This window comes from Tabrizicola oligotrophica (genome assembly GCF_011008935.1).
GTDB classification, from domain to species: Bacteria; Pseudomonadota; Alphaproteobacteria; order Rhodobacterales; family Rhodobacteraceae; genus Tabrizicola_A; species Tabrizicola_A oligotrophica.
On sequence record NZ_JAAIVJ010000001.1, the window covers coordinates 608422 to 626617 of the forward strand.

The window sequence follows — 18196 nt, forward strand, 5'->3', positions numbered from 1 at the left end:
CTTGCCTCGCCCGCATCTTAGGCAGAATGCACCGCGGGGAAAAGCCGCTTGCATGCTCCTGCGGCAAAGCCGGTGCTTTTCGTCAGGCCTGTCGTTTACACGCCATTTTTTCTGACTACATAGGCGGTTCGCGTGCTAGGGTCGCGCGCGCATCGGAGGCGGGTAATGGACTGGGACAAGCTGCGGATCTTTCATTCGGTGGCCGAAAAGGGCAGCCTCACCCATGCGGGCGACGTGCTGCACCTCAGCCAGTCCGCTGTCAGCCGCCAGATCCGCGCGCTGGAGGAAAGCCTGAATGTCACGCTGTTTCACCGCCATGCCCGCGGGCTGATCCTGACCGAACAGGGTGAGCTTCTGTTTGATGCCACGCAGGCCATGGTCAAGCGGCTTGATGCAACCGCCGCGCGCATCCGCGATTCGGAAGATGAGGTTTTCGGCGAGTTGCGGGTAACGACGACGACCGGCTTTGGCACGCTCTGGCTGGCCCCGCGCCTGCCGACGCTGTTCAAGCAATATCCCAGCCTGAAGATCGACCTGATGCTCGAGGAGCGGGTGCTGGATCTGCCGATGCGCGAGGCCGACGTGGCGATCCGCATGAAGGAACCCTCGCAGGCCGACCTGATCCGCAAGCGGCTGATGAACATCAAGATGCGGCTTTACGCGACACCGGAATATCTGGCCGAACATGGCACGCCGACGACAATGGAGGATTTCGCCCATCACCGGCTGATCTGCCAGCACGCCGGCACCGCACAGGTGGCCGCCGGCGCCATGCTGGTGGCCGAACTGATGAGCCATGACATCCCGTCAACCCTGACGGTGAACAACTATTTCGGCGTGCTGCAAGGCGTGCTGAACCACCTTGGCATCGGGGTCTTGCCCGACTACATCACCGAAGACTTCCCGCATCTGGTGCGGGTACTGCCCGAGACCGAAAGCAGCGAAGTGCCGGTGTTTCTCGCCTATCCCGAAGAGTTGCGGCACTCCAAGCGCGTCGCGGCCTTCCGCGAGTTCGTGACCGAAGAGATCTTCAACTATCGCAAGCGGCATCAAACATGACTCTGGCTTGCCTGTTTTTCGTGCCGTTTCAGAAGCTTGGCCCGAAAAAGCCGCAAACCCTGCCCCTGCGCCATGCTTGCCATGCACCCAGCGCATAGCGGCAATGCTGCGATTGCAGCATGATAAGTCTTGAGATGCCCATTTTGTGCGCATAGATACGTCCTCGAAGCAGCAATCGAGTTCGCTCTTGCTGGTTCAACCTCCCTGTTGGACTTGGCCGAGCGTAAAGCTCGGCCTTTTTTTTGGCGTTTGCTCTGGCGGCGTTCCGGAGTTGGTCAGGCCTTGGGCAGATCGGCCGGGCCAAGGGCCAGAAAACCGGCAGCTTGTGGGCAGGCGTTTTCGCAGTGGCGCGAATTTGGTCACGCGTCGCGCGCTGGCCGGGCCGCGGGACGAAAATATTTCGCCCCCCTGCCCCCGCCAGCGCTTTCCCTTTCCCGCCCCTTGCCCTAAAGGGCTGGCAAACCGCCGCGCCTGATGGGAGACTGCCATGTCGGAACCCGAAATCACCCCGGAAATCGTCGCCAAGCACGGCATCAAGCCGGACGAATGGGAGCGGCTTCTGGGTATTCTCGGCCGGATGCCTTCGTTCACCGAGCTGGGCATCTTCTCGGCGATGTGGAACGAGCATTGCTCCTACAAGTCGTCGAAGAAATGGCTGCGCACCCTGCCGACCACCGGGCCGCAGGTGATCTGCGGGCCGGGCGAGAACGCCGGGGTGGTGGATATTGGTGATGGGCAGGCGGTCATCTTCAAGATGGAAAGCCACAACCACCCCTCCTACATCGAGCCGCATCAGGGCGCCGCGACCGGCGTCGGCGGCATCCTGCGCGATGTTTTCACCATGGGCGCGCGGCCGATTGCGGCGATGAACTCGCTTTCCTTCGGCGTGCCGGCGCATCCGAAAACCTCGCATCTGGTCAAGGGCGTGGTCGAGGGCATCGGCGGCTATGGCAACGCCTTCGGCGTGCCGACGGTGGGCGGCGAAGTGCGCTTCCACAAATCCTATAACGGCAACTGCTTGGTGAACGCCTTTGCCGCCGGTTTGGCCGATGCCGACAAGATCTTCTACTCGGTCGCCTCGGGCGTCGGCATGCCCGTGGTCTACCTTGGCGCCAAGACCGGCCGCGATGGCGTCGGCGGCGCCACCATGGCCTCGGCCGAGTTTGACGACACCATCGAGGAAAAGCGCCCCACCGTGCAGGTCGGCGACCCCTTCACCGAAAAGCGCCTCTTGGAGGCCTGCCTTGAGCTGATGGCGAGCGGAGCCGTGATCTCCATTCAGGACATGGGCGCGGCGGGTCTGACCTGCTCGGCCGTCGAGATGGGCGACAAGGGCGGCCTCGGCATCAAGCTGCAACTCGATGACGTGCCGCAGCGCGAAGCCCATATGACCGCCTATGAGATGATGCTGTCGGAAAGCCAGGAGCGGATGCTGATGGTCCTCAAGCCCGAGCTTGAGGATGTGGCCCGCGCGATCTTCGTCAAATGGGATCTCGATTTCGCCATCGTTGGCGAGACCATCCCCGAGGACCGCTTCCTGATCCTGCATGGCAATGAGGTGAAAGCCGACCTGCCGCTGTCGAAACTCTCGTCCAGCGCGCCGGAATATGACCGGCCCTGGATCGAAACCCCTGCGGCGGCGCCCTTGGGCGTGGTGCCGGAAATCGCACCGATTTCCGGGTTGCGCGCGTTGCTGGCCTCGCCGAATTATGCCCAGAAGGCCTGGGTCTATGAGCAATATGACAGCCAGGTCGGCGCCGATACCCTCGTCGCGCCGGGGCTGGGTGCCGGCGTGGTGCGGGTGCATGGCACCGGCAAGGCGCTGGCCTTCACCAGCGACGTGACGCCGCGCTATGTAAAGGCCAACCCCTTTGAGGGCGGCAAGCAGGCGGTGGCGGAAGCCTATCGCAACCTGACCGCTGTCGGCGCAACGCCCCTTGCCACCACCGACAACCTGAACTTCGGCAATCCCGAAAAGCCCGAGATCATGGGCCAGTTCGTCGGCGCGATCAAAGGCATTGGCGCGGCGGTCGCGGCCCTGGACATGCCGATCGTCTCGGGCAACGTCTCGCTTTACAACGAAACCGACGGCTCGGGCATCCTGCCGACCCCGACCATTGGTGCGGTGGGTATTCTTGCCAGCCTTGACGATCTGATCGCCGGCCGCCCGGCCGAGGGCGATCTGGCGGTCATCATCGGCGCGACCAAGGGCCACCTTGGCCAATCCGCCCTTCTGGCCGAGGCCTTCGGGATCGAAGCCGGCGACGCGCCGCATGTCGATCTGGCGGCGGAAAAGCTGGCTGGCGATTTCATCCGCGCCAACCGCAAGGCCTTTGCCGCCTGCACCGACCTTGGCGATGGCGGGCTGGCGCTGGCGGCCTTTGAAATGGCCGAAGGCGCGGGGCTGGGGGTGAAGATTGACGCCGCCGAAATCGGATTCCTGTTTGGCGAGGATCAGGCGCGCTACCTTGTCGCCCTGCCCCAGTCCGGCCTTGCTGCACTGACCGCCGCTGCGAAAGCCGCCGGCGTGCCGCTGGCGCTGGTCGGCCAGTTCGGCGGCAAGACGGTGAGCCTTGGCGGTGACAGCGCGGCGCTGGCGGACCTGTCGGCGCTCTACCGGTCGGCCTTTGCCGCCGCCGTCGCCTGATGCTGCGGCAGGCCCGGCTTTCGGACCTGCCGCTGATCGACGCCCTCTGGCGCGCGCCGGACAATGCCGCCTGGATCGAGCCGCCCGATGCGGGCGAGATCGAAGCCTCCCTCGCCGCGGGCCTGACCTATCTTTGGCAGGCCCCCGGCACGCCCGCCGGCTTTGCCGTGCTGATGACCTGGGTGCCGCGCGTCTTTGGCCTGTCGGCCATCGCCTGCCCGCCCGGTCAGGGCACGCTGTTTCTGCGCGCCCTGCTGGCGGAAGTGTTCGGCCCGCTGGACGGCCACCGCATCGGCTTTGACGTCACCACCGACAACGCCCGCGCCATCGGGCTGTATCACAAGCTGGGCTTCCAGCGCGAAGGCCATATCCGCGAATGCTGGCAGCGCGCCGGCGGGGATTGGACCGACTGCTATCTGTACGGCCTTCTGGCCAAGGAATGGACATCATGAGCCTGCGCCCCGCCACGCCCGCCGATTTCGCCTTCATCCGCGCGCTGGCGCAAGACCCGGCCAACGCCCCCTTCATCACCGATGAGGACGACACCGCGCTGGCGGCCTATCTCACCGATCCGGCCTCCCGGCTCTACATCTGGGAGGACGCGGCAGGACCCGCCGGTTTCGCGCTCTACTGCGAGATCGGCCACCCGGCCGGGCGGGTCGAGTTGCGCCGTCTCGCGCTGTCCCAGACCGGGGGCGGGCGCGGCATGGCCTTCATCACCGCCCTGACCGACTACGCCTTTTCCGGGTTGAACGCCGCCCGCGTCTGGCTGGATGCCAGCGGCGAAAACCCCCGCGCCGCGCGGGTTTACGAAAAGGCGGGCTACCGGCTGGAAGGCACGCTGCGCGCCCATTGGTGGCGCCCGGCGCTTGGCCGCCCGGTGGACCTGCTGCTGTTCGGCATGCAGCGCGGGGAATGGCAGCGCCGCGACGCCCCCCGCGCCACGGCCTGAGGCCGACAGCCCCTTGCCCCTGCCCGCCCCCGGCCTTACATCTTGGGCAATACCCAAAGGAGCCCCCTCATGGCCATGGAAGCCGAAGACATCGAAGCCCTGATCCGCGCCTCCTTCCCGAAGGCGAAGATCACCGTGATGGACACTGTGGGCGACAAGAACCACTGGGCCGCCGAGGTGATCGACGAGTCGTTTCGCGGCCTGAACCGGGTGCAGCAGCAGCGCGCGGTCTATGCCAGCCTGAAGGGCAAGATGGACGGCGCGCAAGGCGAGTTGCATGCTCTGGCGCTGACCACCAAGGCGCCGGATTGACAAGACCGGCCGTTGACTTTGGTCAATGGCACCCCTGCCCGCGAAGGGCAAAGAAACAGGACCAAAGCGCACCACCCCACCGGTGCCCGACGCAAGGAAACGCGACAATGACCGCAGCCGACCAGATCCGCGAGACGATCTCGAAAAACGACGTGGTGCTTTTCATGAAGGGCACCAAGATGATGCCGCAATGCGGGTTCTCCTCGCGCGTTGCGGGCGTGCTGAACTACATGGGCGTGGACTATGCCGATGTGAACGTGCTGGCCGATCCGGAAATCCGTCAGGGGATCAAGGACTTCTCCGACTGGCCGACCATCCCGCAGCTTTATGTGAAGGGCGAGTTCGTCGGCGGTTGCGACATCGTGACCGAAATGGCGCTTTCGGCCGAGTTGGACGCCCTGTTCGACCAGAACGGCATTTCCTATTCGAAAGAGGCGGCCGACCGCATCCGCGAAGCCAACAACGGCTGATCCGCCTCTCCTCGGGGACTTCGTCGCCTCGTCGGGCAATCCCACGAGGAGCGCACGAAGTGCCCGACGAGAATGGGATGTGAACGGGGGGGCCGCTTTGGCCCCCTTTTGCGTTCAGTCCTTCCGCGCCCTGCATTCGGCCAAAAGCTGTTCTTCGGTCGCACCACCGGGTTCCTGCTTCAACAAAAGCACCTGATCGCCCTTGCTGTGCAGCCGATAGCCGCTTTGCGCGTCGGTATCGACAAAGCGCACCCCGGAGCCGCTGACCTCCTGCACCATGGCATGCACCACGCCGGCAATCTGCACGGCGGCAAAGCTGGTGGCGTCCGGGGCGGTGAAATAGGCCACCGACAGATCGTCCATCGCCGTGGAGCAGGTATAGGCCACGGTTTCCACCCGCGCGCCCTGCGCTTGCCACAGGCTTTGGGCAAGGGTCGCGGAAGGCAGAAGGCCAAGGGAAAGGGCAAGCAGTTTCAGCATCATGGGCCTGTGACAAGGGCGGGAAATTCCGCCCCTGATGGCCCAGAACCCGGGGAATGGAAAGGGGAAGAACGGTGCGGATTTCCCCGCCCCTGCCGTCAGGCGCCTTCTTCCACCCGGTCGGCCAGCGCCTCGGCCCGCGCGGCAAGCTCGGCCAGCGTCTCCACCACCTGCGGCGGGATCACCGGCACTTCCATCTTCTCGCGCTCGGGCGTCGGGCGGCCCTCGATCTCGGCCAGCTTCAGCTTCAGCTGGCGGTTCTCGTCCTCGATCGCCGCCGCCTTGTCGGCCAGCATCAGGCCCGACATCAACAGAAGCCGCGCTTCGGGCAGGCGGCCCATGGCGGCAACCAGCGGCTGCGCCTCGCTGTCGAGCATGGCGGCGGCGGCGCGCAGGAAGTGTTCCTCGCCCGGCTGGCAGGAAACCTGAAAGGCCCGGCCGCCGATGATGATGTCCAGCTCAGGCATGCGTGGCCCCCGTCGTAGCTTCGGTCGTTGCTTCCGTCACAAGCGGCTCCAGCGCGGCGACGACCTCGGCCAGCTCGGCGGCCTCGGCGCTGCGGGCGGCGCGCAGCGCGGCGATTTCCTTGCCCGCCTCGGCCAGAACCCGGCGCAGGGTGGCGATCTCGTCGATCTGGGCAGCCAGCTGGGCCTGCAACTCCTCGACGGCCTCGGCGCTGCCCTGCCCGGCAATCTCACGCTCGCGCAGGACCCTGACCCGCTCGTTCAGCTGGGCATTGGCCATGCGCTCCTCGTCCAGAGCCTCGGTCAGCCGGGCGAGTTCATCTGCCCCCGCGCTGTCGGAGGCGCGGCCGGCAAACCGGTCAAGCCCGCTGCCGATCCGCTCCATCGCGGCGGTGATCCGCCGCTCCAACTCGACGATGTCCTGCATGGGTCTTGCGCCCTTTCTGGTCTTTCCCGGCCCAAGGCAGCGCCCAAGGCCCATTTCCCGCAACCGTTGCGAATCGCACGGCCAGCGTCAAGCCCGATCATAGCCGCAGCCGCGCCCGCGGTCTTGTGTTTAAGCCCAAGAGCTTGCGGGCCGTGCTTGATCTTGCCGCCAAGGCTGATATGCACCCCGCAACGCCCCTTTCAGCCACAGGACAGCCGCCTTGGACATCGAAACCCTCCGCGCCCGCCACCCCGACCACTGGATGCGCGCCGCCGCGATCCGCACGCTTGCCCTTGACGCGGTGGCCGCCGCCAATTCCGGCCATTCCGGCATGCCGATGGGCATGGCCGATGTGGCCACCGTGCTGTTCGAAAAACACCTGAAGTTCGACCCCAAGGCGCCGCGCTGGCCCGACCGTGACCGCTTCATCCTGTCGGCCGGCCATGGCTCGATGCTGATCTATGCGCTCTTGCATCTGACCGGCTATGAGGATGTGACGCTGGACGAGATCAAGAACTTCCGCCAGTGGGGCGCCATCACCGCCGGCCACCCGGAATACGGCCATGTCGCAGGCGTTGAAACCACCACCGGCCCGCTTGGTCAGGGCATTGCCAACTCGGTCGGCTTCGCCATGGCCGAGGCGCATCTGCGCGCCCGCTGGGGTGCCAAGGTGCAGGACCATTACACCTGGGTCATCGCCGGGGACGGCTGCCTGATGGAGGGTGTCAGCCAGGAAGCCATCGGCATCGCCGGCAAGCACAAGCTGAACCGGCTGATCGTGATGTGGGATGACAACGGCATCACTATCGACGGCAAGGTCTCGCTCTCGGACGCCACCGACCAGAAAGCGCGCTTTGCCGCGTCGGGCTGGAACGTGCTGGCCTGCGACGGCCACGACCCCGAGGCGATTGATGCCGCGATGGTGGCGGCGAAGAAGTCGGACCGCCCGACGCTGATCGCCTGCAAGACCCATATCGCGCTTGGCCATGCCGCGCAGGACACCTCGAAAGGCCACGGCGCGCTGACCGACAAGGCCCAGCTCGAGGCCGCCAAGGCCGGCTATGGCTGGAACCACGGCCCGTTTGAAATTCCGGCGAACATCAAGGCCGAATGGGAAGCCATGGGTGCCCGCGGTGCTGCGGCCCATGCCGACTGGCAGGCCCGCGTGGCCGGGCTGTCGGCCGCCAAGCAGGCCGAACTGCGCCGCATCTTCACCGATGAGGCCCCGGCCAAGCTGCCGGCCGCCATCCGCGCCGTGAAGAAGGCCGCTGTCGAGGCCCCGGCGAAACTCGCCACCCGCTCGGCTTCGGAAAAGGTTCTGGCGGCGGTCAACCCGATCATGCCGGAAACCTTTGGCGGCTCGGCCGACCTCACGGGCTCGAACAACACCAAGACCGCCGATCTTGGCGCGTTCAATCAGGAAACCCCCGCCGGGCGCTACATGTACTGGGGCATCCGCGAACATGGCATGGCCAGCGCCATGAACGGCATGGCGCTGCATGGCGGCGTGCGGCCCTATTCCGGCACCTTCATGGCCTTCACCGACTATGCCCGCCCGGCGATGCGGCTGTCGGCGCTGATGGGCCTGCCGGTGGTCTATGTCATGACCCACGATTCCATCGGCCTTGGCGAGGATGGCCCGACCCACCAGCCGGTCGAGCATCTGGCGATCAGCCGCGCCACCCCGAATACGCTGGTGCTGCGCCCCGCCGATCTGGTGGAAGTGGCCGAATGCTGGGAAATCGCCTTCAGCCAGAAATCCACCCCCTCGGTGATGGCGCTGTCGCGCCAGAACCTTGCCGCGGTGCGCAAGACCCACACCAACACCAACCTGTCGGCCAAGGGCGCCTATGTGCTGGCCGAAGCGACCGGCAAGCGTCAGGTGATCCTGATGGCGACGGGTTCGGAAGTGGAGATTGCACTGAAAGCCCGCGAGATGCTGGAAGCGCAGGGCATCGGCACCCGCGTCGTCTCGATGCCGTCGATGGAGCTGTTCGCCCAGCAGGATGAGGCCTATCGCAAGAAGGTTCTGCCCGCCGGCCCGGTGCGCGTGGCGATCGAGGCTGGCGTGCGCCTCGGCTGGGACCGCTGGCTTCTGGGCGAGCGCGGCCGCGACACCAAGGCCGATTTCGTCGGCATGTCGTCCTTCGGCGCCTCGGCCCCCTATGACCGGCTCTACAAGGAATTCGGCATCACCGCCGAAGCCGCTGTCGAAAAGGCCAAGGCGCTGCTCTGACGCGCAAACCTCTTCGAAGAAAATTGCCCCCGAAACCAAAACGGCCCGAGGTTTCCCTCGGGCCGTTTCGCATTATTCCAACCGCTTACCGGTAGCCGACGGTTTCGATCTTGCCGTCCTTGATCTCGAACTCGCGGAAGTTGCCAGCACTTTCGCCGCCGCCGATCAGCTCGACCGAAGTCGCACCGACATAGTCGATGTCGGTGCCTGCCGCGATCAGCTCCAGCGCCTTGCCCAACTCGCCCGGCAGGATCACCTCGCCCGGCCCGTTGGCGATGTCCATCACCTTGGCGGTCCAGTCCGCACCCTTGGTCGAATTGGCCGCCGCCATCGACAGCAGCATCAGCGCCGCCGCGTCATAGGATTCGCCGGCATAGGACGAGGACGGGTCGAAATTCGCGGCCTTGGCCAGCTCGGCAAACGTCGCCGCCCCCTCGCTGTCGGTGCCCGGAACCGAGCCGTAGGAGCCGTTCAGCGCATCGCCGATTGAGGCGATCAGGCTTTCGCCATACATGCCATCGGGCAGGTAGAAGGTCGAGAAGGCGCCGGTATCGACCGCCGACTGGATCACGCCCTTGCCGCCCTGATCGACATAGCCCGCGACCACCAGCACCTCGCCGCCAGCCGAGGCCAGCGTCGCCACTTCCGCCGAATAGTCGCCCTTGCCGTCCTCATGCGGGACGGTCGCGGTCACGGTGCCGCCGCCAGCGGTGAAGGCCGCGGCGAAGGCGTCCGCCATGCCCTTGCCATAGTCATTGTTGGTGTAGGTCAGCGCCACGGTCTTGACGCCGCGCGCGGTCAGGATATCCGACATGATCTGGCCTTGCCGGGCATCCGACGGCGCGGTGCGCAGGAACAGGCCATCATCCTCGGCGGTCGACAGCGCCGGCGAGGTGGCCGAGGGCGAGATCATGCCAATGCCCTGCGGACGTGCCACCGCCTGCAGCACGGCGCCCGTGACGCCCGAGCAATCCGCCCCGACGATCGCCTTGACGCCTTCGGCCGTCACCAGCCGCTCGGCCGCAGCCGTTGCCGCCGCCGCGTCAACGCAGGTCGAATCCGATCGCACCGGAGTCACGGTCGACCCGCCCAGAAACTTGCCCGAGGCCGAGACTTCGGCCATGGCGAGTTCGGCCCCTGCGGCCATAGTCGGGGTGATCGATTCCAGCGGCCCGGTAAAGCCCAGCAGCACGCCGATCTTCACCTCTTCTGCCACAGCCGCACCCGCCAAAAGGGTGAAGGCCGCCACGGTGCCCATCAAATGTTTCATCTTGGTCTCCTTGAACGCGCCGCCAGATCTGGCGGCCTCAAGTACTTAGGTGAAAAGGGAAATCCCGAAAAGCCCACGGGACATAACGTCACCGTGACCGCGCAGGAAGCCGCCGCTTGCGCCTAGTGCGTTGCCGTTTTCTTGCCGGTCATCGCCGCCCACACCGGCCCGATCAGCCGCGTCGCGACCGGGATCAGCGCCAGCCCCAGCGCCAGCCCGATGACCCCGTCAAGGCCCGCCTGCACCGCCCAGGCGACAAAGCCCGCCGCTTGCGGCACGGCATGGGCGGCGGTTTCGGCGAAGTGGTGAATGGTCTCATAAGGCCAGGCCCAGAGATGCGTCACCTCCAGCCCGTGCAGCACGATCGAGCCGCCGACCCAGAGCATCGCCGCCGTGCCGACCGTGGACAGGACCGCCATCAGCTTCGGCATCCCCGCCACCAGCCCGCGGCCAAAGGCCCGCGCGGCGGCGGTCCGGCGGTTGGCCGCCATGTGCAGCCCGATGTCGTCCATCTTCACGATCAGCGCCACCGCACCATAGACCGCCACCGTGATCGCCACCCCCACCACCGCGAGCGTGATGGCCTGCATCCAGAACGACGGGCTTTCCACCGTGGCCAGCGCAATCGTCATGATCTCGGCCGACAGGATGAAATCGGTCTTGATGGCGCCGGCCACCTTTTCCTCTTCCAGATGCGCCGGGTCGCGGATGTCGAAATCCGTCTCCACCGCTGCGTCGCCATGCGGAAACAGCATGTGGAACACCTTCTCGGCGCCCTCGAAACACAGATAGGCCCCGCCCAGCATCAAGAGCGGCGTGATCGCGGCGGGCAGGAAATAGTTCAGCAGCAGCAGCGCCGGCAACAGGATGATGATCTTGTTCTTCACCGAGCCCAGCGAGATGCGCCAGATGATCGGCAATTCGCGGTCGGCCTCAAAACCGTGGACGTATTTCGGCGTCACGGCGGCATCGTCGATCACCACCCCCGCCGCCTTGGCCCCGGCCTTGGCCGCTGCCGCCGCGATGTCGTCCACGCTCGCCGCCGCCACCTTGGCAATCGCCGCCACATCGTCGAGAAGCGCCAGAAGTCCGCTCATCACCCACCCGTTCCTTGCCTGCCCCCCTGTCTAGCCGGGTCGGTGCCCGAAGGCAAAGCCTGTGACTTGTTAGCGCGAACGGGCAATGTTTGCGATAACACGCTGAAAAACAGTCGCTTTTGCGCTTTTGGCAAGGGGTGGTCTGCGCTATAGGCTGCGCGGGCATTCCATGGCTGCAAGGAACCACTACATGACCATCACCGTCGGAATCAACGGATTTGGCCGCATCGGGCGCTGCACGCTGGCGCATATCGCGGAATCGGGGCGCAACGATGTGCAGGTCGTGGCGATGAACGCCACCGGCCCGATCGAGACCAATGCGCATCTGTTGAAATACGACTCGGTGCATGGCCGCTTCCCCGGTTCGGTGAAGGTCGAAGGCAATACGCTGGATCTGGGCCGCGGCCCGATCCGGGTGATGTCGACCTACAACCCCGAGGAGCTGGACTGGGAAGGCGTTGATATCGTTCTGGAATGCACCGGCAAGTTCAACGAGCGCGAAAAGGCCGCCGTCCACCTGTCGCGCGGCGCCAAGCGCGTGCTGGTCTCGGCTCCGGCCAAGCGCGCCGACCTGACCGTGGTCTACGGCGTCAACCACCGCAGCCTCCTGCCCGAGCATCTGGTGGTGTCGAACGCCTCCTGCACGACGAACTGCCTCGCGCCGCTCGCCAAGGTGCTGAACGACGCCATCGGCATCGAATCGGGCGTGATGACCACGATCCACAGCTACACCGGCGACCAGCCGACGCTGGACCGCCGCCACAAGGATCTTTACCGCGCCCGCGCCGCCGCCATGGCGATGATCCCGACCTCGACCGGCGCCGGCAAGGCGATTGGCGAAGTGCTGCCGGAACTGGCGGGCAAGCTGGATGGCTCGGCGATCCGCGTGCCGACGCCGAATGTCTCGGCGGTGGACCTGACCTTCGTCGCCGGCAAGAGCGTGAGCGTGGCCGACGTGAACGAGATCGTCCGCGAAGCCTCGCTTGGCAAGATGAGCGCGGTTCTCGCCTATGACCCCGAGCCGAAAGTGTCGATCGACTTCAATCATACGCCGCAATCTTGCATCTTTGCTCCGGATCAGACCAAGGTTGTCGGCGGCCGCACCGTGCGCGTGCTGGCCTGGTATGACAACGAATGGGGCTTCTCCTGCCGGATGGCCGATGTGGCCGCTGCGATGGGGCGGCTTCTGGGCTGAACCGGAGGCGACTTGAGCGACCGCATTGCATTTGTTCTTGCCGGGGTTCTTGCCCTGGCCGTGCTGGCCGACCTTAGCCTGAATGGCGGGTCGGCCCTGCTGTTTCTGGCCCGCAAGATGCTCGACCTGATCGACCTGATTGCGATCTGGCGCTGAGGCCATTTCCCGCTACCTTTTGCCGAATTGCAGCAGGCCGGTCCTTTTCGGCTTGATCTTTTGGCCGTTTTGCGGATGTTAGCGCTAACGCGCGCTGTGAGTCGCGCCCTAGCCGGGGGAAATGCCATGGCCGTCAAGGTTGCCATCAACGGGTTCGGACGGATCGGCCGCAACGTGCTGCGCGCCATCATCGAATCCGGCCGTACCGACATTCAGGTCATCGCCATCAACGATCTCGGCCCGGTCGAGACCAACGCCCACCTGCTGCGCTTTGACTCCGTCCACGGCCGCTTCCCCGCCGAAGTGACCACCGGCCCGGACTGGATCGACGTCGGCCGCGGACCGATGCAGGTGACGGCGCTGAAGAACCCCGCCGATCTGCCCTGGGCCGGTGTCGATGTGGTGCTGGAATGCACCGGCATCTTCACCTCGAAGGAGAAATGCCTGCCGCACTTGGAAAACGGCTCCAAGCGGGTGCTGATCTCGGCCCCCGGCGACGGCGCCGACAAGACCATCGTCTATGGCGTGAACCATGGCACCCTGACCGCCGCCGACATCGTGGTCTCGAACGCCTCCTGCACGACGAACTGCCTCAGCCCGGTGGCCAAGGTGCTGAACGAGGCCATCGGCATCGAAAAGGGCATGATGACCACGATCCACAGCTATACCGGCGACCAGCCGACGCTGGACACCATGCACAAGGATCTCTACCGCGCCCGCGCCGCCGCGCTCAGCATGATCCCGACCTCGACCGGGGCTGCCAAGGCCGTGGGGCTGGTGCTGCCCGAGTTGAAGGGCAAGCTTGATGGCTTTGCCATCCGCGTGCCGACGCCCAATGTCTCGGTCGTCGACCTGAAATTCATCGCCAAGCGCGCCACCAGCGTCGAGGAGATCAACGCCGCGATCAAGGCCGCCGCCAACGGCCCGCTGAAGGGCATCCTCGGCTATACCGAGTTCAAGAACGTCTCGTCGGATTTCAACCACGATCCGCATTCCTCGGTGTTCCACATGGACCAGACCAAGGTGATGGACGGCACGATGTGCTCGGTGCTGTCGTGGTATGACAACGAATGGGGTTTCTCCAACCGCATGGCTGATACCGCAGTGGCGATGGGCAAGCTGATCTGATTGCAGGAAAATTCTGGAAACGGGGCGCCTTCGGGCGCCCTTTTGCCATGCGCGGGCTGCATGGCGGCAAGGCCTGCGCGCGGGTTGTTAACGCTAGCGCTGCGGCGCATATGCTGCACATGCGAAGAAGGGAGCGACCATCCGGGTCCTCCGGTCGCAAGACGAAAGGAAAGACCATGCTGAACCTGATGACCCGCCTGCGCGATGCAGCCGACAAACATGCCGCCTACCGCCGCATCCGCGACGAGATCGCCAACCTCTCAGACGCCGAGGCGCTGGATCTGGGGATCTTCCGCGGCGATGCCGAGCGGATGGCCCGCAAGGCCGTCTGGGGCTGAGCCGGCAGACACCGCGATGGACCGGGGGCCGCAAGGCCCCTTTTTCATGTCAGCCGATCAGCCGCACCACCAGAGCCGGCAGATCGCTGTAATGGTCGAGCAGCGCCTCGGGCGCCAGCCGCTCGATCGAACGCCCCTCCGGCCCGAAGGTCACCAGCGCCACCGGCACCCCCGCCGCCAGCCCGGTCTTGCGGTCGGTCTCGGTGTCGCCCAGCAGCATCGAGCGCCGCACATCGCCCCCCGCCTTGACGACCGAGGCGACATAGGGCGCGGGATCGGGCTTGCGGGTCGGCAAGGTATCGGCGCCGATCAGCGCCCCGAACAGCCCCGTGACCCCCAGCCGCCGCACCAGTTCCACCGCCAGCCCCTCGGGCTTGTTGGTGCAGATCGCCGTGGCATAGCCGGCCGAACGCAGCGCCTCCACCGCTTCGGCCGCGCCGGGATAAAGCCGGGTATGGGTGTCGATGCCCTCGGCATAGGCGGCCAGCAGCCGCGGATAGTCGCGCGCGATGTCGTCTTCGGTAAAGCCGATCCCCAGCCGGTCATAGCCCGCCCGCAGCATCGCCCGCCCACCGTGGAACGCCGTCAGCCGGTCGCGCCCGTCCAGCACCAGCCCATGCCCCTGCGCGATGAAACAGGCATTGGCCGCCGCGAGAAGATCCTCGCTGGTATCGGCCAGCGTTCCATCCAGATCGAAAACCACCGTGCGCATATTGTAACCTTCCGTGAGCCGGGGCGGGCTTGCAGACCCCGCGATCCGGGGTAAAACGGGCAGCAAAAGAAGGAAAGGGGCAGTATGCCGGTTTCGTTGATCGTTCTGGCCGCAGGCATGGGCACGCGGATGAATTCCGACTTGCCCAAGGTGCTGCACAAGCTCGCCGCCGCGCCGATGCTGCATCACGCCCTGCAGGCCGGGGCCAGCCTTGGGCTGGACAAGGTGGTGGTGGTGACGGGGCATGAGGCCGAGGCGGTGGCCCGCGCCGCCCGCAGCTATGACGAGACCATCGAGACCGTGGTACAGGAGCCGCAGCTTGGCACCGCCCATGCGGTCGCGCAGGCCGCCCCGCTTCTCTCCGATGCACCGGGCGACGCGATCGTGCTTTACGGCGACACCCCCTTCATCCGCCCCGAGACGCTGGAGGCGATGCTGGCGGCGCGGTCCGATCATGCCGTGGTGGTGCTGGGCTTTCACGCCGCCGATCCCGGCCGCTATGGCCGGCTTTTGACCGAGGGCGACCGGCTGCTGGCGATCCGCGAGTTCAAGGATGCCTCGGATGAGGAACGCCGCATAACCATTTGCAATTCCGGCGTGATCTGCGCTGAGGCCAAGGTGCTTTTCGCGCTGGTTTCCGAAGTCGGCAACCAGAACGCCAGCGGCGAATACTACCTGACCGACATCGTGGAACTGGCCCGCGCCCGTGGCCTGTCGGCCGGCGTGGTGATCTGCGAAGAGGCCGAGACCATGGGCATCAACACCCGCCAGCAACTGGCCGAGGCCGAATTCGCCTTCCAGTCCCGCGCCCGGGCCGAGGCGCTGGAGAACGGCGTCACTCTGACCGCCCCCGAAACCGTGTTCTTCGCGCTGGACACCGTGATCGGCCGTGATGCCATCATCGGCCCCAACGTGCTGTTCGGCCCCGGCGTCACCATCGAATCCGGCGCCGAGATCAAGGGATTCTGCCACCTTGAGGGTTGCCACGTCAGCCGCGGCGCCGATGTCGGCCCCTTCGCCCGCCTGCGTCCCGGCGCCGAGCTGGCCGAGGACGTGCATGTCGGCAATTTCGTGGAAATCAAGAACGCCATCCTCGACGAAGGGGTCAAGGTCGGCCATCTCAGCTATATCGGCGATGCCGACGTGGGCGAGTTCACCAATATCGGCGCCGGCACCGTGACCTGCAACTATGACGGGGTGATGAAGCACCGCACCCGCATTGGCAAACGCGCCTTCATCGGTTCGGACACCATGCTGGTGGCGCCGGTCAGCGTGGGCGACGGCGCGCTCACCGCCTCGGGTTCGGTCATCACCGAGGATGTGCCGGCCGAGGCCGTGGCGCTGGCCCGCGCCAAGCAGGTGAACAAGGCGGGGCTGGCCACCAAGCTCTTTGAACGGCTGCGCGCCATCAAGGCCGCGAAAGGAAAAGCATAATGTGCGGGATTGTCGGGGTTCTGGGCCATCACGAGGTGGCCCCGCTGCTGGTCGAGGCGCTGAAACGGCTGGAATATCGCGGCTATGACAGCGCCGGGATCGCCACGGTGAACGGCGGCAAGCTCGACCGCCGCCGTGCGGTGGGCAAGCTTGTCAACCTCTCCGACCTGCTGGTGCATCACCCGCTGCCCGGCAAGTCCGGCATCGGCCACACCCGCTGGGCCACCCATGGCGCGGCGACCACGCTGAACGCCCACCCGCATCTGTCGGGCCGGGTGGCGGTCGTGCATAACGGCATCATCGAGAACTTCCGCGAGCTGCGCAGCGAGCTGACCGCCGCCGGCGCCGCTTTCGAATCCGAAACCGATACCGAAACCGTCAGCCAGCTGCTGCGCCATCACCTCGACAAGGGCGCAAAACCCGCCGAGGCCGCCCGCGAGACGCTGAAGCGGCTGCACGGGGCCTTTGCGCTGTGTTTCCTCTTTGAAGGCGAGGAAGACCTGATGATCTGCGCCCGCAAGGGCAGTCCGCTGGCCATCGGCCATGGCGAGGGCGAGATGTTCGTGGGGTCCGACGCCATCGCGCTCGCCCCGATGACCGACCGCATCACCTATCTGGAAGAGGGCGACTGGGCGGTTCTGACCCGCAAGGGGGCTGAGATCTATGACGAGGCGGGCCGGCTGGCCAACCGGCCCGAGGCGCGGATTCAGGTCGACGCCACCCGCATCGAAAAGGCCGGCTACAAGCATTTCATGGCCAAGGAAATCGCCGAGCAACCGGTGGTGATCGCCGATGCGCTGAAGCATTACGTTGCCGGCGACGGCACGCTGCGCCTGCCCGAAGCGCTTGATTTCAAGGGCGTCGACCGGCTGACCATGGTGGCCTGCGGCACGGCAAGTTATGCCACCCATGTGGCGAAATACTGGTTCGAACAAATCGCCGGCCTGCCCGTCGAAATCGACATCGCTTCGGAATTCCGCTACCGCGAGCCGCCCTTGTCGCCGCAGCAATGGGCGCTGTTCGTCAGCCAGTCGGGCGAAACCGCCGACACGCTGGCGGCGCTGCGCTATGCAAAGGAGCATGTCGGCAAGGTGGTCTCGGTGGTCAATGTCGCCACCTCCTCCATCGCGCGGGAAAGCGATCTCGCCTTGCCGATCCTTGCCGGGGTCGAGGTGGGGGTGGCCTCGACCAAGGCCTTCACCTGCCAGTTGACGGTGCTGGCGATTCTGGCGCTGAAGGCCGCGCTTGACCGCGGGCGGCTGGATGCGGCGGGTCTGGCCGGGCATCTGGCCGCGCTGAATGCCCTGCCGGGGCTGATGAACCACGCGCTCGGGCTGTCGGCCGATATTTCCGCCGTGTCGAAAAACCTCGCCGAGGCGCAGGACATCCTGTTCCTCGGGCGCGGCCCGATGTTCCCGCTGGCCATGGAAGGCGCGCTGAAACTCAAGGAAATCAGCTACATCCACGCCGAAGGCTACGCGAGCGGCGAGTTGAAGCACGGCCCCATCGCGCTGATCGACAGCCATGTGCCGGTGATCGTGTTGGCGCCGCGCGACGGGCTTTTCGACAAGACGGTGTCGAACATGCAGGAGGTCATGGCGCGGCATGGCAAGGTGGTGCTGATCTCGGACGCCGCCGGGGTGGCCGAGGCGGGGGCGGGCTGCTGGAAGACCATCACCCTGCCCGAGGTCGCCGCCCAGTTCGCGCCGATCCTCTATTCGGTGCCGGCGCAGCTGCTGGCCTATCACACTGCGATTGCGAAAGGCACCGATGTCGACCAGCCGCGCAATCTGGCCAAATCGGTGACTGTGGAATGAGC

At 65.8% G+C, this 18196-nt stretch carries 19 protein-coding genes; 13 read left to right on the forward strand and 6 right to left on the reverse strand.

What is annotated here, in order from left to right; all coding sequences use genetic code 11:
- Positions 1-165: 165 nt before the first annotated feature.
- From G4Z14_RS02930 to grxD, 6 genes are all read left to right on the forward strand, one after another.
- Positions 166-1059: a LysR family transcriptional regulator gene (locus G4Z14_RS02930; protein ID WP_164623240.1), complete on the forward strand. Its 894-nt coding sequence runs from the start codon at positions 166-168 to the stop codon at positions 1057-1059.
- A 487-nt stretch (positions 1060-1546) separates the two neighbouring features.
- On the forward strand, positions 1547-3706 hold the full coding sequence (gene purL, locus G4Z14_RS02935) for a phosphoribosylformylglycinamidine synthase subunit PurL (RefSeq protein ID WP_164623241.1): 2160 nt from the start codon (positions 1547-1549) through the stop codon (positions 3704-3706).
- Positions 3706-4158, forward strand: a complete 453-nt coding sequence (locus G4Z14_RS02940) for a GNAT family N-acetyltransferase (protein WP_164623242.1) — start codon at positions 3706-3708, stop codon at positions 4156-4158. The genes purL and G4Z14_RS02940 overlap by 1 nt, the downstream gene beginning before the upstream one ends.
- A complete protein-coding gene (locus G4Z14_RS02945) occupies positions 4155-4658 on the forward strand; it encodes a GNAT family N-acetyltransferase (protein ID WP_164623243.1) in 504 nt (167 codons plus the stop codon). The genes G4Z14_RS02940 and G4Z14_RS02945 overlap by 4 nt, the downstream gene beginning before the upstream one ends.
- Positions 4659-4727: 69 nt before the next feature.
- Complete coding sequence (locus tag G4Z14_RS02950; RefSeq protein ID WP_164623244.1) at positions 4728-4970, forward strand: BolA/IbaG family iron-sulfur metabolism protein; 243 nt, start codon at positions 4728-4730, stop codon at positions 4968-4970.
- Positions 4971-5077: 107 nt separating this feature from the next.
- Positions 5078-5440, forward strand: coding sequence for a Grx4 family monothiol glutaredoxin (gene grxD / locus G4Z14_RS02955; protein ID WP_164623245.1), 363 nt, complete (start codon positions 5078-5080; stop codon positions 5438-5440).
- Between the two features lie 114 nt (positions 5441-5554).
- Here the strand turns inward: grxD and G4Z14_RS02960 are convergent, their stop codons facing one another.
- From G4Z14_RS02960 to G4Z14_RS02970, 3 genes are all read right to left on the reverse strand, one after another.
- Positions 5555-5920, reverse strand: a complete 366-nt coding sequence (locus G4Z14_RS02960) for an MliC family protein (RefSeq protein WP_164623246.1) — start codon at positions 5918-5920, stop codon at positions 5555-5557.
- A 98-nt stretch (positions 5921-6018) separates the two neighbouring features.
- Complete coding sequence (locus tag G4Z14_RS02965; RefSeq protein WP_164623247.1) at positions 6019-6387, reverse strand: cell division protein ZapA; 369 nt, start codon at positions 6385-6387, stop codon at positions 6019-6021.
- Complete coding sequence (locus G4Z14_RS02970) at positions 6380-6811, reverse strand: hypothetical protein (protein WP_164623248.1); 432 nt, start codon at positions 6809-6811, stop codon at positions 6380-6382. Before G4Z14_RS02970 ends, G4Z14_RS02965 begins: the two co-directional genes overlap by 8 nt.
- Before the next feature lie 220 nt (positions 6812-7031).
- On the opposite strand from G4Z14_RS02970, the gene tkt reads away from it, so the two are divergent.
- Positions 7032-9047, forward strand: coding sequence for a transketolase (gene tkt, locus G4Z14_RS02975; protein WP_164623249.1), 2016 nt, complete (start codon positions 7032-7034; stop codon positions 9045-9047).
- A gap of 85 nt (positions 9048-9132) precedes the next feature.
- Here tkt and G4Z14_RS02980 read toward each other — a convergent pair whose 3' ends face one another.
- Together G4Z14_RS02980 and G4Z14_RS02985 are read right to left on the reverse strand one after the other, a co-directional pair.
- Positions 9133-10317 carry an ABC transporter substrate-binding protein gene (locus tag G4Z14_RS02980; protein WP_164623250.1) on the reverse strand — a complete coding sequence of 395 codons (1185 nt, stop codon included), beginning with the start codon at positions 10315-10317 and terminating at the stop codon, positions 9133-9135.
- A gap of 122 nt (positions 10318-10439) precedes the next feature.
- The gene (locus G4Z14_RS02985) at positions 10440-11414 is read right to left on the reverse strand and encodes a DUF808 domain-containing protein (protein WP_164623251.1); all 975 of its coding nucleotides are present in this window, start codon (positions 11412-11414) and stop codon (positions 10440-10442) included.
- A gap of 190 nt (positions 11415-11604) precedes the next feature.
- Between G4Z14_RS02985 and gap (G4Z14_RS02990) the strand changes: the two genes are divergently transcribed.
- The 4 genes from gap (G4Z14_RS02990) (at position 11605) to G4Z14_RS03005 (ending at position 14231) form a co-directional block, all read left to right on the forward strand.
- Complete coding sequence (gene gap / locus G4Z14_RS02990) at positions 11605-12609, forward strand: type I glyceraldehyde-3-phosphate dehydrogenase (RefSeq protein ID WP_164623252.1); 1005 nt, start codon at positions 11605-11607, stop codon at positions 12607-12609.
- A 12-nt stretch (positions 12610-12621) separates the two neighbouring features.
- Positions 12622-12765 carry a hypothetical protein gene (locus G4Z14_RS02995; protein ID WP_164623253.1) on the forward strand — a complete coding sequence of 48 codons (144 nt, stop codon included), beginning with the start codon at positions 12622-12624 and terminating at the stop codon, positions 12763-12765.
- A 126-nt stretch (positions 12766-12891) separates the two neighbouring features.
- A complete protein-coding gene (gene gap / locus G4Z14_RS03000) occupies positions 12892-13893 on the forward strand; it encodes a type I glyceraldehyde-3-phosphate dehydrogenase (protein ID WP_164623254.1) in 1002 nt (333 codons plus the stop codon).
- A 176-nt stretch (positions 13894-14069) separates the two neighbouring features.
- Positions 14070-14231: a DUF1127 domain-containing protein gene (locus G4Z14_RS03005; protein ID WP_164623255.1), complete on the forward strand. Its 162-nt coding sequence runs from the start codon at positions 14070-14072 to the stop codon at positions 14229-14231.
- Positions 14232-14280: 49 nt separating this feature from the next.
- Here G4Z14_RS03005 and G4Z14_RS03010 read toward each other — a convergent pair whose 3' ends face one another.
- Positions 14281-14943: an HAD hydrolase-like protein gene (locus G4Z14_RS03010; protein ID WP_164623256.1), complete on the reverse strand. Its 663-nt coding sequence runs from the start codon at positions 14941-14943 to the stop codon at positions 14281-14283.
- An 84-nt stretch (positions 14944-15027) separates the two neighbouring features.
- Here G4Z14_RS03010 and glmU point away from each other — a divergent pair, with 84 nt between their 5' ends.
- Positions 15028-16377 (forward strand): bifunctional UDP-N-acetylglucosamine diphosphorylase/glucosamine-1-phosphate N-acetyltransferase GlmU, encoded by a 1350-nt coding sequence (glmU, locus tag G4Z14_RS03015; RefSeq protein WP_164623257.1) that lies wholly within the window; start codon positions 15028-15030, stop codon positions 16375-16377.
- Positions 16377-18194, forward strand: coding sequence for a glutamine--fructose-6-phosphate transaminase (isomerizing) (gene glmS / locus G4Z14_RS03020; protein ID WP_164623258.1), 1818 nt, complete (start codon positions 16377-16379; stop codon positions 18192-18194). Before glmU ends, glmS begins: the two co-directional genes overlap by 1 nt.
- Positions 18195-18196 lie beyond the last annotated feature (2 nt).